This window comes from Actinoplanes hulinensis, from assembly GCF_019429605.1.
Taxonomy (GTDB): Bacteria; Actinomycetota; Actinomycetes; order Mycobacteriales; family Micromonosporaceae; genus Actinoplanes; species Actinoplanes campanulatus.
In genome coordinates, this window is the sequence record NZ_JAHXZI010000032.1 from 39,284 (window position 1) to 58,892 (window position 19,609).

13 protein-coding genes are annotated in these 19,609 nt (G+C 72.7%); 6 read left to right on the forward strand and 7 right to left on the reverse strand.

Annotated features, from left to right (window positions below):
• The first annotated feature begins 75 nt into the window (after positions 1–75).
• A complete protein-coding gene (gene araD, locus KZ829_RS39615) occupies positions 76–783 on the forward strand; it encodes an L-ribulose-5-phosphate 4-epimerase AraD (RefSeq protein WP_220148986.1) in 708 nt (235 codons plus the stop codon).
• Between the two features lie 592 nt (positions 784–1,375).
• Here the strand turns inward: araD and pstS are convergent.
• The 6 genes from pstS to KZ829_RS39645 all read right to left on the reverse strand — a co-directional run bounded on the left by pstS (position 1,376) and on the right by KZ829_RS39645 (position 15,312).
• On the reverse strand, positions 1,376–2,449 hold the full coding sequence (gene pstS, locus KZ829_RS39620) for a phosphate ABC transporter substrate-binding protein PstS (RefSeq protein ID WP_220148987.1): 1,074 nt from the start codon (positions 2,447–2,449) through the stop codon (positions 1,376–1,378).
• Positions 2,446–3,792: a GlnX family signal transduction membrane protein gene (locus tag KZ829_RS39625; protein WP_308285857.1), complete on the reverse strand. Its 1,347-nt coding sequence runs from the start codon at positions 3,790–3,792 to the stop codon at positions 2,446–2,448. The genes pstS and KZ829_RS39625 overlap by 4 nt, the downstream gene beginning before the upstream one ends.
• A gap of 77 nt (positions 3,793–3,869) precedes the next feature.
• A complete protein-coding gene (locus tag KZ829_RS39630) occupies positions 3,870–5,072 on the reverse strand; it encodes an esterase-like activity of phytase family protein (protein WP_220148988.1) in 1,203 nt (400 codons plus the stop codon).
• 112 nt (positions 5,073–5,184) lie between these two features.
• Positions 5,185–12,468 carry a PDDEXK-like endonuclease domain-containing protein gene (locus KZ829_RS39635; RefSeq protein WP_220148989.1) on the reverse strand — a complete coding sequence of 2,428 codons (7,284 nt, stop codon included), beginning with the start codon at positions 12,466–12,468 and terminating at the stop codon, positions 5,185–5,187.
• A gap of 81 nt (positions 12,469–12,549) precedes the next feature.
• On the reverse strand, positions 12,550–14,151 hold the full coding sequence (locus KZ829_RS39640; RefSeq protein WP_220148990.1) for a hypothetical protein: 1,602 nt from the start codon (positions 14,149–14,151) through the stop codon (positions 12,550–12,552).
• Positions 14,152–14,316: 165 nt separating this feature from the next.
• Positions 14,317–15,312: an NADP-dependent oxidoreductase gene (locus tag KZ829_RS39645; RefSeq protein ID WP_220148991.1), complete on the reverse strand. Its 996-nt coding sequence runs from the start codon at positions 15,310–15,312 to the stop codon at positions 14,317–14,319.
• Between the two features lie 48 nt (positions 15,313–15,360).
• On the opposite strand from KZ829_RS39645, the gene KZ829_RS39650 reads away from it, so the two are divergent.
• From KZ829_RS39650 to KZ829_RS39670, 5 genes are all read left to right on the forward strand, one after another.
• On the forward strand, positions 15,361–15,984 hold the full coding sequence (locus tag KZ829_RS39650; protein WP_220148992.1) for a TetR/AcrR family transcriptional regulator: 624 nt from the start codon (positions 15,361–15,363) through the stop codon (positions 15,982–15,984).
• Between the two features lie 21 nt (positions 15,985–16,005).
• On the forward strand, positions 16,006–16,656 hold the full coding sequence (locus KZ829_RS39655; protein WP_220148993.1) for an NADPH-dependent F420 reductase: 651 nt from the start codon (positions 16,006–16,008) through the stop codon (positions 16,654–16,656).
• 216 nt (positions 16,657–16,872) lie between these two features.
• Positions 16,873–17,205, forward strand: a complete 333-nt coding sequence (locus KZ829_RS39660; protein WP_220148994.1) for an ArsR/SmtB family transcription factor — start codon at positions 16,873–16,875, stop codon at positions 17,203–17,205.
• On the forward strand, positions 17,202–17,687 hold the full coding sequence (locus tag KZ829_RS39665; protein WP_220148995.1) for an SRPBCC family protein: 486 nt from the start codon (positions 17,202–17,204) through the stop codon (positions 17,685–17,687). The genes KZ829_RS39660 and KZ829_RS39665 overlap by 4 nt, the downstream gene beginning before the upstream one ends.
• A 71-nt stretch (positions 17,688–17,758) precedes the next feature.
• Positions 17,759–18,925 (forward strand): methyl-accepting chemotaxis protein, encoded by a 1,167-nt coding sequence (locus KZ829_RS39670; protein WP_220148996.1) that lies wholly within the window; start codon positions 17,759–17,761, stop codon positions 18,923–18,925.
• A gap of 60 nt (positions 18,926–18,985) precedes the next feature.
• On the opposite strand, the gene KZ829_RS39675 is transcribed toward KZ829_RS39670, so the two are convergent.
• On the reverse strand, positions 18,986–19,600 hold the full coding sequence (locus KZ829_RS39675) for a TetR/AcrR family transcriptional regulator (protein ID WP_220148997.1): 615 nt from the start codon (positions 19,598–19,600) through the stop codon (positions 18,986–18,988).
• Positions 19,601–19,609 lie beyond the last annotated feature (9 nt).

The window sequence follows — 19,609 nt, forward strand, 5'->3', positions numbered from 1 at the left end:
GCGTTTCGGACTTGAATCTTCACGCGGAAGATCTCTATCGTTAGCGCTAACAATGGCGGTCGAGGAGACGACGACGTGACTTACGGTTCACCGGACCTGCGCCGGGCCGTGCTGCTGGCCAACCAGATGATCCCGGCGGCCGGGCTCGCCCAGCTGACCTGGGGCAACGTCAGCGGCATCGACCGCCAGGGCGGCTACTACCTGATCAAGCCGTCCGGCGTGGCGTACTCCGACCTCACCGAGGACGACATGGTCCCCGTCGACCTGGAGACCGGCAAGGTCATCGAGGGCGACCTGCGCCCGTCCGTCGACAGCGAGAGCCACCGCGCCTTCTACCTCGCGTGGCCGTCGATCGGCGGCGTCACCCACACCCACTCGACGAACGCCGTCGCGTTCGCCCAGGCCGACCGCGACATCCCGGTCCTCGGCACGACACACGCCGACACCTTCGACGGCCCCGTCCCGGTCACCCGCGGGCTCACCGCCGACGAATGCGCCACCGACTACGAGCTGAACACCGGCCGCGTCGTCGTCGAACGCATCGGCGACGACACGGCCGCCGCCGGCATGCCCGCCGCGCTGGTCGCCAACCACGGTCCGTTCACGTGGGGCGCCACCCCGAAGAAGTCTGTCGAACACGGCATCATCCTCGAAGCGGTCGCCGAGATGGCCATCAAGACACTCGCCCTCAACCCGGCCGCCTCCACCCCGCCCCACCTCCAGGAACGCCACTTCGAACGCAAACACGGCCCGGGCGCCTACTACGGCAACCCCCGCCCCTGACGCGCGTTCCCGGGTGGCCGAACCTTCCCCTTCGCCCCCGGCCACCCGGGAACTGTGCCTGATTGCTCCGCTTCGCTCCGCGGCAAAACGCCTTGTAACCGGTGTCGAGGCAGGTGATTTCCCGCCGCCAGCAAACCCCGCTGGCGTCGGCAAATCACTTGCCTCGACACCGGCGGCGTTTTGCGGGGGGCGTCGAGTGCACCGCCGTCCCGCTCAGGGTGATCGTTCCGTGGCCGGGACGAGTTCCGTGGGAGTGGATCTTCCCGGCTGGCGCTCAGGGCTGACCCTGCTGGTCGATTGGTCCGCTGTCCGTTCCCCCGCTCGTTTGCGCCGACCAGCGCACACGTAACGGTTCCCGTGGTCGCCCGCCCACGTCATAGCGGCAGGCCGGGCACACGGACGGCGCGACGTGAGCGCCCGCCGGACCGGACAGCGCGGGCAGCGGATGACAGTGGGGCAATCGACCAGCGGGGTCAGCGCTGTTTCGAGGGCGTTGAGACAGCCCCCGGAGCCAGCCGGATCTCCGCGGCTGGCTCCGGGGGCTGTTTCGGAGGGGTCTGAGACAGCACTGGGAGCCGGCTGGGGTGTGGGGTCAGCGGAGGGTGGTCAGGGTCTGGGCTACCTGGGTGCGGAGGGTGGGGGGCAGCGGGGTGAAGCCGGCGTGCTCGGCGGCGGCCTGGCCGGGGCCGCTCGCCGCGTAGGCGAGGAAGCTGCGCGCCGTCTCGGTGACGGAACCGCGGCACACCAGCTCGTAGGTGACCGACACGATGGGGTAGGCGCCGCCGGACGCGGATGCGTGGCCGATCTCCAGGCGCAGGTCACCGCCGGTGCCGGTGATCTGGGCGGCGGCCACCGTGAGGCCCGCGGCGTAGTCGGACGGACCGGTGAACCGGCCGTCCGCGGTGCCCACCCGGACGGTCGCCAGCGAGTCCACCCGGGCGTAGGAGAACTCCACATACCCGATCGCCCCGTCGGTACGGGCGACCGCGGCGGCCACCCGCTGGCTGCCCCGGTATCCGGAGCCGCCGGGGACGGGCCAGTCGCCGCCGGTTCCGTGCGGCCAGTCGGCGGGGGCCGACGCCGCCAGGTAACGCAGCAGGTTGTCGGTGGTGCCGGAGCCGTCCGAACGGTGGACGACCCGGATCCTCGTGGTGGGCAGGGCGGCGCCCGGGTTGTCGGCGGCGATGGCCGGGTCGTTCCAGGCGGTGATCCGGCCACCGAAGATCTTCGCGAGGGTGGCCGGGGCGAGCCGCAGTTCCCCGGCACCGGCCACGTTGTAGGCGAGCGCGATCGGCCCGATCACCAACGGCAGATGGACGGCCGGGCCGCTCCCGCACCGCCGATCCGCCAGGCTCTGATCAGATCCGGACAGCGGGGTGTCGGTCCCGGCGAAGTCACCGGTCCCGGCGAGGAAGGCGCGCACACCGGCGCCCGAGCCGGTGCTCGCGTACTCGACGGACGCGTCGGGGCAGGCGATCTGATAGCCCTTGATCCAGGCGTTGACCGCGTTGGTCTGCGCCGACGACCCCTGCCCGGCCGCGGTGCCGGCCGCGCAGGAGAACGGTGGCGCGGCCGGCGCGGCGGGCGCCTCGCATCCGGTCAGCGCGAGAAGCCCCACGACCGCGAGGACCCGCGATCTCCTTCGGACGTTCGGAAGCGGGGTCATCGGTATTCCGCCAATCGCCGGCGGACCCCGTACGGGATCAGAAGAGCGATCAGCGTGAGGGTCACGACGGGCAGGACCACCCAGCCGGTCGTGGTCCTCTCCGCGGCGCGGAGCGCCCGGTCGAACTCCTCCTTGCGTACCTCGGTGACGCCCGCCAGCGACGCGTCGAAGTAGGCGAAGTCGAAGGCCGCGTCGCCCCGCCGGATGCCGGTCAGCTGCCGCACCGCCTCGGCGGTCCGGCCGTCGTCGGCCAGGGTGAGGATGCGCTCGTGGCCGGCCTGGTAGGCGGTCCACCGGTCGGCCGTCTCGGTTCCGGCCAGCCCGATCAGACCACCGCGGGCCGGCTCGGTCTCCCGGGAGGCGAGCGACATCTCCGGCGAACGGCAGGCGGGCGTACCGGTGAGGCACGCCGACTTGCCCTCGAAATCGTCCCGGTAGTAGGCCAGGTTGGCGCTGACCACATACCTTCCGGTGTCGGCCGCGGCGTCGTAGCCGAGCGCGCGCAGTTCGGACAGTGCCAGGTAGGGGCCGAGGCCACGGTCCCGGCCGTCGGCGAGCTGCCCGGACTGGGTGTGCAGGACCACGATCGACGCGAGCGCCAGGATCGCGCCGAGGACGGTCGCCACCGCGAGCGGCGGGCTCCACGTCCGGCGGAAGCGGCGGGCCAGCCAGATCTGGAGCCCGAGGAGGAGCCCGAGCAGGGCGCCGCCGAGGAGCAGAACGAGGGTCACCCCGGTGTCTTCGGTGGCGCTTTTGCGGGCGTACGCGTCATCGAGCCGTTCCGTACCCGCCTCCCGCAGCTCCTGGGCGGCCGGGAGCAGGCGCTGATGCAGCAGGTTGGTGGCCTGGGTGTAGTAGCCGAGGGCGTCCGGGGCGAGCCGCCCGGCGCCGGCCGCCGGGGCGGTGGCCTGGGCGGTGACGGCCTGCCCGACCCGCTGCCGGTAGACGGCGAGCCCGTCCATCAGGTCGAGCACGATCGCCCGCTCGGCCTCCTCGGTGCCGGTGGTCAGCGACCGTTGCAGGTCCTGGTCCACCTGGTAGCCGCGGTCCCGGTAGGCGCCGAGCGCGTCGATCCGGCTGCCGGCCAGGTCGTCGCTGTCGCCGGCCAGCAGGATGCGGGTGACCTGGGCGTCCAGGTCGCTGAGGGCGAAGTAGAGGTCGGCGGCGGTGGCGGCCTGCGGGGCGGCTTCCCGGCCGATGACCCCGATCTGGTCACGCACCTGGGCCATCACCAGGCTGACCGAGAGCAGCAGCGCGACGGCCGCACACACCGCGGACGCGGTCCACAGTCTCAGGCGTGCCGGTGTCTCGTTCCGGAACATCGCCTCGATAAACGCGGGCACACCGTCAAGGTAAGCCATTACCGCAATTCCGTGACGGCGCGCCCGGTCGTTTTCTTTTCGTTTACCGGTACGTCTATCTAGCGGCCGTGAGCTGGAAAGATGCGCCTGTCGGGGTGCAGCGAAGAGGGCAGCGCAATGGTGATCCACTCATTGTTGTCGGCCACTGATGCGGTCCGCCCGCTGGAGAACGGGAAGTTGTTGTCGTTCAATACCGCGACGGTCTTCTCGTCCAGGACGACCACGTCCTCGATGGTCTGGAACGGGAAGGCGAAGGTCTCGCCGAAGCCGGCCAGCCTCCGCGGGTTGGCGATGTTCATCAGGTCGACGAGCAGCGTCTTGTCGAGCAGGCCATCGGAGTTCCGGTCCCGCTTGTCGGCGACGTAGAGCCGCTTGATCACGGCGGTGGCGCCCTGGCCACCGTCCCGCTCGATGATCAGGAACCGGTTCTGGTCGATCACGATGGCGTCGCCGATGGCCAGGTTGGGCGCGCCGAGCCGGTAGACGTACCGCTTGCCGGTGTACTTCCCGGTGCGGGTGTCGAACTCGTTGAGCCGCAGGTCGCCCGCCGTGTCACCGGTGACCGTGCCCTCCAGCAGCGCGTACAGGTAACGGCCGTCGGGCGACTTCGCCAGCCCCTCGAAGCCCTTGCTGCCGCCGAGGTTCGCGGTCGTACCGGTACGGGTGGCGGTCTCCGGGGCGGTCACGCCGTCGAGCGGGACCGGGGCCGAGAGCAGACGGCCGGCCCGGTCGAAATGCAGGAGGTACGGGCCGAACTCGTCACCGATCCAGTAGCCGCCGGACGAGTCCTCGACGATCGACTCGACGTCGAAGTCGGCCCCGGTGAGCACCCGGTCCTCGCGGGTCAGTTTCCAGGGCACGCGCCTTTTCGGGTCGGTCAGATTGATGCCACCGGCCACGCGAACCGTGTTGGTGGCGAACTTGGGGGACAGCCGCTGGACGCGCAGCAGGAAGTCGGCCGAGTTCGCCTGGTTGCCGTAGCCGTTGTCGGAGAGCACGTCGAAGGTGCCGTCGCCGTTGTTCACGATGCCGGAGAAGCCCTGGACCGGCTGGTCGGCGAAGGGCACCGCGTGCCCGTTGGTGTTGCCGGTGATCAGGCTGCCGGACGGCTCGCTGCCGGGCACGAAGGTGGCGGCGGGCAGCGAGGCGAACCCGGTCAGGGTCGGGGTGGTGACCTTCGCATGCCCGCCGGCCTGCGCCGCGCCGGTCAGCGTCAGGGTCAGCACCAGCGCCAGCGATCCGCTCTGAATGGTCTTTCGCATGTGGCCGGACCTTAGGGAGCACGGATGAACCGTGGCCGACGGTACGGTAGCGGCCGGTCTGCGCCGAGGCACACGCCCGGAACCACCGGTCGCCCATCCCACGATTCACCCTTCAGGTACGTGACCGGCGCCGGCTCGACCGGGCCGGGGCGGCGTCGTGCCGCGGCAGCGACAGCGGATCCGGCAGATCGTGTGCGGCGCTGAGCCCGTCGGCTCTGCGGAGCAGCCGCCCGTCGGCGACCAGGCCGGCGATGATCGTGGTGAGCCGGGCGTCCACCTCGGTCGACCGCCGCGACGCCCAGCCGTAGAGGCGGCCGGTCGCGGCGAGCAGCCCGTCCACGTCGATCGCGCCCGCGTCGACGGCCAACTGTTCCAGGGCGATCCTCAGCTCCGAGTCGGCGATCTGGTCCGCTTTACGGGCCACCCCCTCGGCCCGCAACCGCACGACCGGCGCCAACTGGCCGGGGTCGCTGAGGAACTCGCCGTCCCACACCACCCCGGACTCGGCGATGGCCGCGTCCACGACAGCCCGCGCCTGCTTGGTGATCCGGGTCAGCGCCCACTCGTCACGCAACCGTTGCAGCGCGATCGTGATGTGGACCGGCCCCTCCACCTCGGCGATCGTCCGGATCGCCTCGACGATCCGCTCGTGGGTGCCCGCGTCGGCGATGCCGGCTCCGGCCGGGAGCGGGGCGAGCTCCGCTTTCCGGTACGGCTGTGCCCACTCCTCCAGCCCGTGCCCACCCTTCGCGGCCGCGCCGCCGGTCCCCCGCCGGGAGGCCACCTTGACGGGCTTTCCCTCCGCCGGTGTTCCCTTGCCCGGCATCATCTTGACCGGCCGGGCCACCTTCCGCCGCCCGGTGGCCTCGGTCGCGGTCCGGGCAGGCTCGGCGGTCTTCGCCGCCCCGGCCTTGGTGGACTTCTTCGCCTCGGCCGACCGGACCTGCGCCGCCTGCCGGGCCCGCACCATCTCCTCAGCGAGTGACGCCCGCCGGGCCGGCCCCGCTTCCCGCGCCCGGTCCGCCGCTTCCTGGGCATGCGCGATCGCCGCCGCTTCGGCTGCCTCCTGCGCCTCCTCCACGGACACGAACAGCGATGCGGTCTCCGGGGTTTCCGCGGGCGGCCGGCTCTCCGCCGCCTCCGGTTCGGCGCCGGCGGCCACGGCGGCCTGCGCCGCGGCATTCCGGGCCGCCTCGGCCCGCGCCACATCCACCCTGCTCACCCTTTCGAAGACGGCGGGGGCAACGTTCATCCCGGCCTCTTCCACCATTTCGGTACGGGTGACGCGCCCGAAAATCGTCCCGGTCCCCTTCTCGGCGCCGGCTCGGGTCTCCTGATCCCGGCTCACCCGCTCGAAGACGGCCGGCGAGACACGGGGCTCCCCGGCGCCCACCGAACCGATACCCGGCTCTTCGGCCCGGCTCACACGCTCGAAGACAGCCGGCGAGACGGTGGGCTCCCCGGCCCCCACCGAACCGGCGCCCGGCTCCTCCGTGTGCCTCATCCGCTCGAACGCGGAGGGTGCGACCCCCGCCTCCGCCCGGCTGACCCGCTCGAAGACCGGGCGGGTCACCCGTGACTCGCCGGTCTCCCCCGCCCCGTGCCCGAACAACGTCGAACCCGCGGAGGGCTGCTCTTCCCGTTCCGTCCGTCCGGGCGCCGCCCGCTGGGCGCGCGGCTCCTCGGCCGGACGCGCGAAGAGCACGGAGCCCACGGAACCCGGTTCGGCCCGGCTGACCCGCTCGAACACCGCGGCAGTGACTCTCGGCTCCGCATCGGCGGGTTCCGCGTGGACGACCGGCTCCTCGACGCCGGCCGGCCCCTCGGCAGCCGATTCCGCGTGGATGTCCGGCTCTCCGGCGGCGGATCCGAGATCGGGCTCGGCCGTCGCCGGGACCTGATCCGGCGCAACGGGCCACACGTGGGCGCGGCTGACCCGCTCGAACGCGGCCGGAACCTGCTCACCCTGAGCAACCGGACCGGCCGACGCGACCGAACCAGCGGTGCCGGCGGAGCCGGTGGGCACGGCCGGGCCGGTGGGCACGGCGGTGAAGGGCTGCTCCAGGCCGGGGCCGGTCCGCCCGCCGGTTCCCGAGGGCTCGTCCGGCCAGGTCGGCCACGCGGGCCCCCGATCCGGTTCGGCGGCCCGCATCCCCCCGGCCCGGGAAGCGGAAACGCCGTCCCGTTCCTCGGCCGCGTGCTGTTCGAGGTCCTCGGCCCCGGCCCGGTAGGCGTCCGCCTCCTCACCGACCTCGGCGATCGCCTCGGCCACGGTTTCGGCCACCTCCTCGGCGAACTCCTCCACCTCGGCGTCGAACGCGTCGTCCTCGATGGGGATGGGGGTAGCCATGTCGACGGGCATATCCAGATCGACGTCGGCGACCGTCCCGAAGTCCGGTTCGGACATCGCGAGCTCCGCCTCCGATTCACCGAACCCGTCCGGGATCCCGGCCATCGGCAGATCCGTGGCCTGACCGGCCTCCTCCGGACCGGATCCGGCCGCCGCGTAGTCCGGCACCGTCTCGTCATACCCGGCGGTGGGACCGGCCGCCGCGTAGTCCGGCACCATCTCGTCATACCCGGCGGTGGGACCGGCCGCCGCGTAGTCCGGCACCTGCTCGGCGTACCCCTCTGAGGTGACCGTGACCGGCTCACGCTGCTCGGCCCATTTCTCGCCGCCGGCGGCGTCCCCGACCTCGACGGTCAGTTCGGGCGCCGCGTCCTCCGGCGGCAGGTCGGCGAGGGCCTGCTCGATGGCCGCGAGCAGACGCTGTTCCTCGTTCTCCCGGTCGAGATACCAGGCGGTGCCCCAGATCCGGTGCAGCCGCCAGCCGTGGTCGCGCAGCACCTGCTCACGGAGCCGGTCGCGGTCGCGGGCGGCGGGCGCCGAGTCGTAGGTGGTCCCGTCGCACTCGATGCCGAGCACGAACGGCGCGTTGCCGCGGGGTGAGCGGCGTACCGCCAGGTCGATGCGGAAGGCGCCGGCGCCGACCCGTGTACGCACCCGGTAGCCCCAGGACCGCACCACGTCGCGGACCGACTCCTCGAACGGGGTCTGCCCGGCGGGGCCTGGCTCGTCGAGGCCGAGTGCCGCCTCGCCGCGGGTCGCGTAGTCGAGGTATCCGGCGAGCGGGCGCATCTCCTCGGTGTCGGGCAGGTCATGGGCCCGGATCGAGGAGATCACCTCGACCCGGCGGGCGGCCCGGGTGGTGGCGACGTTGAGCCGCCGCCAGCCGTCGGCGCCGGCCAGTCCGCCCAGGTCGGCGCCGATGGCGAGGATGACCACGTCGCGTTCGTCGCCCTGGACGGTGTCCAGGTCCTTGACGAAGAAGCCGCGGAGCCGGTCGTGTTCCGGCGGGATGACCATGTCGGCGACGGCGGTCTCGATCTCGGCGGCGAGTTCGGGGGTGCAGGCGATGACGCCGAGGGAGAGTTCGGGGCGGGTGACGAAGTGGTGCGCGACCCGCCCGGCGACCATCCCGGCCACGTCGTGCTCGCCGGTGCCGGTGTCGGCCGGGAAGAGCTGGACGCCGGTGTCCGGTCCGGCCGGCGCGACCGCCGGAAAGGTGTTGAGCGCCCGCTGGTAGAAGGTGTGGTTGGCGAAGGTGATCAGCGACTCGTGCCGGCTGCGGTAGTGGGTTCCCAGGTCGAGAACGGGGAACGCGGCGCAGCCGATGGCGAGGTCGAGGATGGACCGGCCGCCGCCGGGGGTGGGCAGGGCGGTGAGCTGCCGGTCGTCGCCGACCGCGATGAACGAGGCGCCGCGGAAGATGCAGGTGACGGCATCCGGGACGGGTACCCGGGACGCCTCGTCGACGATCACCACGTCGAAGATCAGGTCGGCGGGCAGCAGGCGGCTGACGTCGGCCGGCACGGTGAGCACACACGGTTTGACCGCGAGGGTGGCGTTGCGGGTCTGCCCGATCAGGTCGCGGACCGGCAGGCGACGGGCGGCCTGTGCGGCGGAGGCCCGCAGCAGGGCGGCCTCGCCGGCGACGGCGCCGGTCGGCTGGAGTTCGTCGACGGCGTTCATCACGTCGGCGACCGCGGCACGTTGCAGTCGCTCGTCCCAGAGGCGGAACTCCTCGACCAGCCGTTCGCGGGCGACGGCGTCGAGCGGTGGGAGCCGGTCGTCCTCCCGGATCACGGTGTCCACCCAGGACTGGAAGAGGGCGCGCCCGAGCACCGGCAGGATCTGCTCGACCGGCAGGTCCTCGCGGGCGCAGAAGTCGATGACGGCGTCCAGCCCGTGTTCGGTCAGGACGGTACGGGCGGCCTGGTACTCGAACCACTCCTGCTGCCCTTTGCCGTCCTCGATCAGCGCCCGGATCAGTTCCCGGGCCTGTTCGTAGTCGTCCAGCGCGGCGGTGAGCGACGGGTGCCGGCGGGGGGCGAAGGCGCGCAGGATCCAGTCCCGGGCGGCCTGCCATTCGGCGACCCGGGACGGCAGCGCGTCGGTGGGCCGGGATCGGGACAGGGCGGCGGCCTGCTCGGGGGTGAACGCCGTGTCGACGCCGGTCCGGATGCGCCGGGCCTCGGCGGTCCAGGACATCGCGGAGGCCAGCGCCTCGACGTCGGTGTGGACGCCCTGGGACACCGGGCCGAGCACCCGGCCGTACTCGGTGGCGTTGGCCGACAGGGCTGCGGCCGCGTCGGCGGCGCTCTCCCGCAGCATCCCGATGGCGGCCGACTCGGCGAGGGTGAAGTCCCGTCCGGCGGCCGCGCTGTAGGCCTGGACGAGTTCGGCCGCGGCGGTCAGTGGGTCGACGTGGGAGCGCAACCAGGTGATCGCGTCGTGGATCGGCCCGGCGGCGAGCTGTGGCCGGGGCGCGGGCTCGGGCGGCGGGTGCAGGGCGGCGGTCCACCGGTCGAATTCCTGGCCGGCCTCGCTGACGATCCGGATGATCGCGTTGTTCGGGGTGGCGGCGCTGACCCGTTCGGTGACGGCGGGCAGAGCCTCCGGCGGGGTCACCCGCATCACCTCGTCGGCGGTGTCGAGGGCGCGCTCGATGGCGTCGAAGTCGGTGTCCAGGCGTCGCCAGTGGCGGCCCAGGATCCGGGCGTGTTCGTCCTCCGCCTGGTCCAGGTCCTGCATCGACCTCTTCCAGGCGGCCGCGGTGCTGAGGTTGGCGACCGCCTGCGAGCGTTTGACGTCCGGCCGGGCGATCTCGGCGGCCGTCCTCCGGTCCCGCCGGTAGGGCGCCCGCAGCTTCCGCAGTCCCTTGTGCACGGTGGCGAACCGGGTGGCCAGTTCGTCGACCGGGTGGGCGAGCGCCTCCTCGTTGAAGTGCTCGCGCGCCCTGGACTCGGCGGTCGTGGCCGCGTCGACGGCGTGGCGCAGGATCCGGACGGCGGTGCGGGCGTTCGCCAGCCCGGCCGGGCTGAACCAGGCGGCCTCCGGTTTGTCCGGACGGGCCAGCAGGCCGACGATGTCGGAGACCCGGTGGATGTCGGAGAAGGTGATCACGTTGGGCAGCCCGAGCCGGGCGGTGACCCGGTCCAGGCTGTGCTGATGCTGTTCCAGCCGGTCGGCCTCCTCGGCGAAGCGGCGGGCCAGGCCGCGGGCCTGGGCCGCGGTGAGCGGCAGTAGTTCGACCGCCGGCGGGTCGAGGTGTACGAGGGTCGGCACGATCGGCAGCTTGCTGGGGGTGGGCAGCGACTCCCAGGTGACGCCGGATCGCGCCCGGACCGCTTCCGCGGCCTGGTGCAGCGCCTTGAGGTGGCGCAGCAGGCTCTCCGCGGCGTGGGACACCGGTTCCAGGCTGTGCAGGGTGAGCCACTCGTCGGCGGCTTCGGCGGGGCGGCGGGCGGCGTGGCCGATCAGGGTGGTGAGGGCGATCGCGTCGGCCAGGTCGCGGGCCCGGAAGGCGGCGGCCATCGGGTCCGTGCCGACCGCCCCGGCGAGGTGTTCGAGGGCGGTCTGCGCCTGGTGCAGGCGGGCGTCGAGCCGGTTGCGGTCGATCACCTCACGCCACAGGAAGTCCTCGCCCTGCAACGCGGGACGCCAGGCGCGGCCCATCCGTTCGGCGGCGTCGCGGACGGTCTGCAACGACTGGGTGGTGAGCGGGATCGGCAGGGCCGGCGGGACGGGGGCGGCCGGTACGTCGATCATCTGCGCGCACATGCCGAGGACGTCGTGCAGGCGGTGGCCGAGCGGTTCGCGGACCTCGTTCATCGCCTCGGCGTACGCGTTGAGCCGTATCCGGTGGTCGCGCAGTTCCTCCCGCTCGTCGGTGGACAGGCCGGGCGGTGGGAGCGGGATGAAGTCGAGGGCGGCGGCGAGGGTGGTCGCGACCCGGTCGCGGCCGCTGTGTTCGCTGTGCAGTTCGAGCAGGTAGTCGTCGAGCCCGGCACCGGCCAGCCGCTCCTTGACCACGTCCAGGGCGGCGGCCTTCTCGGAGACCAGCAGGACCCGTTTCCCGGCGAAGATCAGGCCGGCGATCATGTTGGCGATGGTCTGCGACTTGCCGGTGCCGGGGGCGCCGCGCATCACGAAGCTGCGGCCGGACATGGCGGCCGCGATGCAGGCCCGCTGGGCGGCGTCGGCGTCGAGGACGAGCGGGACGTCGTCGGGTGAGGCGACGTCGTCGATGCGCCGGCCGGGGATCGGCTCGAACTTGAACGCGTCGATCTGTGCCCGGGCGTCGGTGGCGAGCGCGCGGACCACCGGGTGGGCCAGGATCTGCCGCTCGTTGTCGACCAGGTCCTGGTAGACGACCTCGCGGTGGACGGTGAACCGGGACAGCAGGATGGCCTCGTCGGTGCGCCACTCCTGGTGCTCGCTGATCGCCGCGTCCAGCCGGGCCCAGAAGACGGTGACGTCGAGGCCGGTCAGGCTCTCGACGGCGGGCAGTGCGACGCCCATCCGCTTGAGCCGGACGGCGAGCGCCGGGTTGACCAGCGGATCGTCCAGGCGGGCACGCAGCCGGGGGTAGTCCAGCGGGTCGGTGCTGACCAGGTCCGCCGGAAGCAGCAGGATCGGGCTGGCGTACTCGCGCTGGTCGTCCTTCCAGTGCAGGGTGCCGACGGCGAGGAAGAGCGTGGACATGCCGTACTCGAGCTGGTCGCGGTGGGCCTCGCGGCTGAGCGCGCGCAGGGCGGCGTCCATCTCGGCGTCGGTCATATGGGTCTGGAAGGCGTTGGCGACGCGCGGCCGGGGCCCCTCCCGCCGTTCTTCGACGCCGAGGAAGCCGCACTCGCGGCCCTGCTGGAGGGCTTCGAGGACACTGCGCGGTGAGGGGTCGTCGATCGCCACCACGCCGTCGCCCCACGGGTCGACGTGGATGAGCGGATTGGTGGCGCTGAGGTCGAGCAGACCGGCACGCCAGGTCTCCAGCACTCCGCGTACGCGCGCATCCGGCCGCCCGGTCAGCCCGTCAGCATCATCCCACCGCATCTCCTCATTCCAGCAAGGCTGGGTGGGTCACCGTGCCGTTTTTCCAGGTTAATCCGACGTATCCGGCTTTATCCGGTGAAGTCAGTCCCAGGTAGGGACCCACCACTGCCACCCCGCGGGGGCCGGGGGCCAGGCCGGATCGGGTCGCCAGCCGTCCGGCGGATACCACCCCGCGGGCGGGGTCGGCCAGTCCGGCGGCACGACGAACCTGATGCCGGTGGGCGCGGGCGGGATCGGCGGGTGCGGGTCGACGGCCGGGGACACCGGGGAGACCGGGTTCATGGTGCTGAGCGCGCCGGAGTTGGCCTTCACCACGGCGGCCAGCGCCGGGAGGACCGTGGTCTCGGCGATCTCCATGGCCTGGACGTCGTCGGGGACCGGGGACACCGGGGTGGGCATCGGCTCGGTGAGCGTCGAGGTCTGCGGGACCGGCCGGGTGGCGGGCGGGTCGAGGTACGGCACGCCGGCTCCGGGCAGCGAGCCGGTGGCGGGCAGGCCGGGCAGCGCGCTGCTCCCGGCCGCCCAGGTGGGCACGCCGTTGCTGGGAACGGCCCAGCTCGGCAGGCCGGCGCCCGGCTCGGCCCACTGCGGGGCATCGTCCGCCGCGGACGCCCAGCTCGGCGGCAGGTCGGCCAGCGAGGTGGGATGCCCCGGTACGGGCAGGGCCGCCGGAGCGGGCACGGCGGACGGGCCGGCCGGGGACACCGGCGGCTGCATCGTCGCCGGCGCCGCCCAGCTGGGCAGCGGCTCGCCGGTGGTCACCCAGTTCGGCACGAGGCCGCCGGAAGCGGGCCCACCGGACATGACCGGGCTGCCGGCCGGGGTGGGAGTGGTGCCCGGCGTGGCCGGTCCCGTGGCCACGCCGGAGCCGGGGACGCTCGCGGTGCCGCGGCCGGGGGCCGGGGCGACGGCCGGGCGGCGGGCCGGGGCCTGCCAGCTCTCCGGCAGGTCCTGGACGCGGGCGATGTAGAGCATCACCTCGTTCTTGTCGGTGCTGCCGCGGACGATGGCGCGGGCCGCGGTGACCAGGCCCTGCTCGGCCATGTGCCGCAGCACCGGGAGCAGCTCGCCGCTCATCTTCGGGCTGAGATCACCGACCCGGGCCTCGCCGATGCGCACCTCGACCAGGTGGTCGGCCATCTCGTGCAGCGTGACGTACGCCCAGCACTCCCCCTCCGGGCGCAGCACCAGCCGCAGCGCGTCGAGGGACGGCTGCTGGCCGACGACCTGGACGGCCGAGCCGGAGGGCAGGAGGCGATGCTCTCTCAACGGGGGCGGGTTGGCCGGGACGAGCATGTGCGGTTCGGCGAGGTCGAGCCGGATGGCGGCGTCGAAGGCGGCGGGACGGCCGTCGGCGGCGACCCACTCCCGGCCGGTGATCCGCGCGTTGACCTCGGGGATCAGGTCGCGGGCGGTGAGCGAGGTGAACACCTGGACGTACCGCGCGGCCTCCGGCCGGGGCAGGTGCCCGAGCAGGCTGGAGCCGGACCAGACGCCGACGGCGTTACGGTCGTGCCGGTTGTTGCGGTCCGGGATGAGCTGGACCGGGACGGTTATGTCGGTCCCCTGCGGATTGAAGTCGTCGCCGAAGAGCGCACGTATCGCCTTCGCGTAGTGCGTTTCGCCGACCACCTCGGCACTCGCCCAGCCCGCTTGTCCCCAAAGTTGGAACCGATTCGCCACGCGGAAACGCTAGTGTCTGCTTTCCGTCAGTGACCTCACCCGTACGGATGAGTGCGATCAACCGTACGTTCCGTATCCGGGCCACTCGCGAGAGCAACTAAATTACCGTTCAGTCGCGGAGCAACCCGGCGACCCGCCCAAAACGGGCCGCCGGGCAGCGCGAACCTAGAGCTGGACCACCATCTTGCCGGTGTTCTCCCCGCGAAGCAGACCGAGGAACGCCTCCGGCGCGTTCTCCAGCCCGTCCACGATGGTCTCCCGGGCCGTGATCCGGCCCTCCCGCAGCCAGCCGCCCACCTCGGCGACGAAGTCGGAAGTCCGGTGCCCGTGGTTGCCGACGATGAAACCGCGCAGGTTGAGCTCCTTGCCGATGGCCGCCGCCAGGTTGCGCGGCCCGGCCGCCGGGGTGGTGTCGTTGTACTGCGCGATCGCGCCGCAGAGCGCCACCCGGCCGAACTTGTTCAGCGAGCCGATCGCGGCCTCCAGGTGGTCGCCACCGACGTTGTCGAAATACACGTCGATGCCGTCCGGCGCGGCCGCGCGCAGCTGCTCGCGCACCGGGGCGTCCTTGTAGTTGAACGCGGCGTCGAAGCCGAGGTCGCCGACCAGATGGCGGGCCTTCTCCGCGGAACCGGCGCTGCCGATCACGCGCTTGGCCCCGCGCAGCCGGGCGATCTGGCCGACGACGCTGCCCACCGCGCCGGCCGCGCCGGACACGAAGACGGTGTCGCCCTCGCGGAACCGCGCGATGTCCAACAGGCCGACGTACGCCGTGAGGCCGGTCATCCCGAGCAGGCCCAGGTAGGCGGAGAGGCTCGGGGCGGCGGCCGGGTCGACCACCTGCACCCGGGTGGCGTCGGTCGCCGCGAACTCACGCCAGCCCAGGTTGTGGCTGACGAAGGCGCCCACCGGCACACCGTCGGCGTTCGAGGCGACCACCTCGCCGACCGCGCCGCCGTCCAGCGGGTGGCCCACCCGGAACGGCGGGATGTAGGACTTCACGTCGTTCATCCGGCCCCGCATGTACGGGTCGACGGACATGAAGACGTTGCGGATCAGCACCTGGCCGGGGCCGGGCTCGGGGACCGCGGTCTCGGCGATCTCGAAATTGTCGACGGTGGGCCAGCCCACGGGGCGGGACGCGAGGCGGATCTCTCTCATGGAATCGACACTACGTCGAAAAACTCGACACCGCGTTAGTGTGTCCGCATGAGCACACTTCCCGGCCCGGGCCGGCGCCGTGGTCCCAGCAAGGGCGACCGGCGCGAGCGCGCCATCCTGGAGACGGCGCGCACCCTGCTGGCCCGGAAGCCGCTCGCCGACATCACCATCGACGAGCTGGCCGCCGGCGCGGACATCTCCCGGTCCAGCTTCTACTTCTATTTCGACTCGAAGATCGCGGTCGTGGTGGCGCTGCTGCACGGGCTCACCGGCGAGCTGGGCCGCGACTCCGGCCCGTGGCTGGAGGGCTCCGGCCCGGACGAGGCGGCGCTGCGCCGGTCGCTGACCGCGCTGGCCGTGCTCTGGCGCGAGCAGGGCCGGCTGATCTCCGGCGCGCTGGCCGCGGCTCCCGGCTGCCCGCCGCTGGCCGAGTGGCGGGCCGGGCTGCGGGCCGCCCACGTGGAGCGGCTCGCCGCCCGGGTCAGCCGGGACCGGGCCGCCGGCCTGGCGCCGGACGGGCCGGCGCCGCGTGTGCTGGCCGGGCTGGTCGACGATCTGCGGACCGCCGCGTTCGCCACCGCCGCCGATCCCGAGGCGCTGGTGGAGGACCTGGTCACGGTCGAGTTGCGGATGCTCTACGGCGATTTCCGGATTCCCCACCCGATCCGGTGACCCGGCGCGCACCCTGGGTTCATGCGTATCGGTGTCATTGGAGCGGGCCAGCTCGGCGGCACTCTTGCCAGGTGGTGTGCCGAGAGTGGGCACGAGGTCGCGGTCACCTCGCGTCATCCGGAGCGGTTGCGTGCCGAGATGGACGGCGACGGCGCGCCGCTGCGGGTGATGCCGATCCCGGAGGCGGCCGCCTTCGGCGATGTGGTGATCTTCAGCCCGAACTGGTCCTCGGCGCGGGAGGCGATCGACATGACCCGCGACGTGCTCGCCGACAAGGTGGTGATCGACGCGACCAACCCGGAGCCGGACGGCGAGCCGGGCCCGGGCGGCCTGGCCGGGATCGGCATGCCGGGCGGGCTGAGCGGCCTGGAGACCCTGATCGAATGGGCGCCCGAGGCGCACTGGGCCAAGGCGTTCAACACCATGTCGACCGAGGTGCTCAGCCGGCGGCGCGGGCATGATCCGCTACTGACCGAGTACGTCTGCACCGACCAGCTGGACGCCCGCGAGGCCACCGTCCGGATCATCCGGGATCTCGGGTTCGCCCCGTTCTATGTGGGTGGCCCGCACGCCGCGCTGCTCACCGAGACCGGCGGCCCGCTGCGGATGCTCGAGGTCGACGTGCAGTACGCCACCGACGCGCTGGCCGAGGCCCTCGTCACGCTGCACTGACCGGACGCCGGCCCGCCGTCGTCGCGCCGGCGCAGCCAGGCGGCGTGCGTGTCGCGGGCCGAGGGCGAGCCGGATGTTCCGATGCTGATGGTCACTGCCACCTCCACGTCGAGGTTCGTCCCTGCGGCCCGGATCTTCGGCCGCGGTGCCCCCGTCTGAAGGAATTCCGCCGAGCCGGGTTGCCGGGAGCCTTCGCACCCCCTAACGTACAACCACATGGTTGTAGATTCCGGGGTCGCCGACGCCGACCGCGTCTTCCACGCGCTGGCCGACGCGACCCGGCGCGACATCCTGACCCGGGTGATCCGCAGCGGGATGTCCGTCTCGGAGCTGGCCCGCCTCTATCCGATGAGCTTCGCCGCGGTGCAGAAGCACGTCGTGGTGCTGGAGCGGGCCGCCCTCGTCAGCAAGACCCGGCGCGGCCGGGAGCAGATCGTGCGGGGAGAGGTCGAGGCGCTGCGCCGGGTGGCGCGGCTGCTGGACGGGTACGAGCGGTTGTGGCGGTATCGGGCCGCCGCCATCGAGGAGATCCTGGAGGAGGAGCAGTGACGGTCATCAGCAGCACCAAGGACGTCGGCGCGCTGACGCTGACGTTCGTCGCCGAGTTCGCGGCGCCGGTGGACCGGGTCTGGCAGGTCTGGGCCGATCCGCGCAAGCTGGAGCGCTGGTGGGGCCCGCCGACCTGGCCGGCCACCTTCGACCGGTACGACTTCAAGCCCGGTGGCGCGGTCCGCTACCACATGACCGGGCCGGACGGGACGAAGGCGCGTGGCTGGTGGGCGATCACCGACATCGACGAGCCGTCCCGTCTGGAGTTCGACGACGGGTTCGCCGGCGACGACGGCGAGCCGGTGGACCCGGAGGACATCACGCACGCCGTGGTCACCCTGGAGGCGGCCGGCCCGGGCACCCGGATGACGACGGTCTCCACGTTCCGCAGCGCGGAGCAGCTGGAACGGATGGCCGAGATGGGCATGGAGGAGGGCATGCGGCTCGCGATGGGCCAGATCGACGCGATCCTCGCGGGCTGAACGGCCCGCACCGCGAATCCGGGCGCGGTAGCGTCGGAAACGTTCCCGACGACCGCGCCCGGAGGGGCCTGATGCCCACCTGGCTGATCCTGTCGGCCGCGCTGGCCGCGCTTGCCGCCGGTGTCGGTGTGTTCGTGGTTCGCCGGCGTGCCCGCCCGCCCGCCGGTGGGGTGGGCGATCCGAGCGCCTCGGGGCGGATCACGGAGCTCACCGAGACGCTGCGGGAGCGCGACGCCGAACTGGAGCGCCTGCGGGCCGAACTGGACGCGCGGGAACAGGTCGCGCAGAACCGGCAGCGGGAGCTGAACCAGCGGCTGCGGCGCCGGGCCCGGGAGGCGATCGACGACACGGCCGAGGTGATCGGCGGCAAGCTGGCGGACGTCGTGCACCAGGTGGGCGCCGCCCGGAACGCGGCGGCCTCCACCCACGAGGGGGTGACGATCACCAGTGACGCGGCGAGCGCCCTGGTCCGGCGGGCGCACAGCGCCGACGAGGCGGCCACCGCCCTGAACGCCAGCCTGCGCCAGGTGGCCGGGATCGCCAGCGTGATCTCCGGGATCGCCTCGCAGACCCGGCTGCTGGCGCTGAACGCCACCATCGAGGCGGTCCGGGCCGGCGAGGCCGGCAGCGGCTTCGCGGTGGTCGCCGACGAGGTGAAGGTCCTGGCCGACACGACCGCCGACTCCACCGAGCAGATCACCAGCACGGTCGCGGCGCTGGAGGCTGACGTCGCCCAGATGGGCCAGACACTGAGCGCCATCATCGCCGACGTCGGCGACATCGAGAACGCGATGCGCCACCTCGACGGGATCGCCGACCAGCAGCACGACATCGTCGCTCAGTTGCACCGCAGCGTCGAGGCGACGATGGCCCAGATCGAGGACCTGTCCAACGTGGCCGAGCGGCTGGAGCGCCGTCGGCACGACCGGCTGCCGGTCAAGGGGACGGTCCGGTTGGAGACGGCGTCACTGCCGGCGCCGGTCACCGCCGAGATGATCGACCTCAGCTCGGACGGGCTGGGCTGCCTGGTTCCGGCCGGCGCCCGGATCGCGGACGGCGAGCTGGTACGCGTCCAGTTCGCGTGGGACGGCCTGGCCGCGGGCGCCGACGCCCGGGTGGTCCGCCGAATGACACGCGGCGACAGCATCGAGATCGGTCTGGAGTTCCAGGGCGTGCCCGAGCACACCCGGGACGAGGTGAGCCGCTTCCTGTCCCGGCAGATTCCCGCGGAGCCCTAGCCTTCCACGCCGGATCGCCGCCCGTCGCATGAGGCGGTGGTTGCCCCGCCGGGCCGTGGTTCATGCCTCCCGCGGGAACACGCCCGGTAGATCCTCGGTGAGATAGCGCTGCACGGCCGGGCCGACCGCGGCGACCAGCGCGTCGGTCGGCGCGGAGGCCAGCGGCTCCACCTTGATCACGTAGCGGGCCATCGCGAGGCCGACCAGGTGGCTGGCCGCCAGGGTGACCCGCAGATGCGCCTCCGCCGGGTCGAGGCCCAGTTTGGGCACCGCCCGGCGAAGGATCTGGGTGATGATGAACTCGCGGAACAGCTTGGTGGTCCACTCGGTGCCGACGACCGATCGCAGCAGCGCCACGGCGGCCGCGCCGCGCGGCCCGTCCCACATGGTGAGGAAGGCGCGGACGAACCGGACACCGATCTCGTCCCGCTCCCCCGCGGTCGCCTCGTTGATCAGGTCGAGCGGGTCGACCGGCGAGTTCATCGTCTCCAGGAACAGCTTGTCCTTGGTGCCGAAGTAGTGGTGCACGAGCGCCGGGTCCACCCCGGCGCCGGTCGCGATCGCGCGGATCGAGGCGCCGTCGTACCCCTTCTCGGCGAACGCGCTGCGCGCGGCCACGAGAATCGCCTCGCGCGTGTCCGGGTTGCCGGGCCGGCGTCCGGTCCGTCGCACCATCAAACCCCT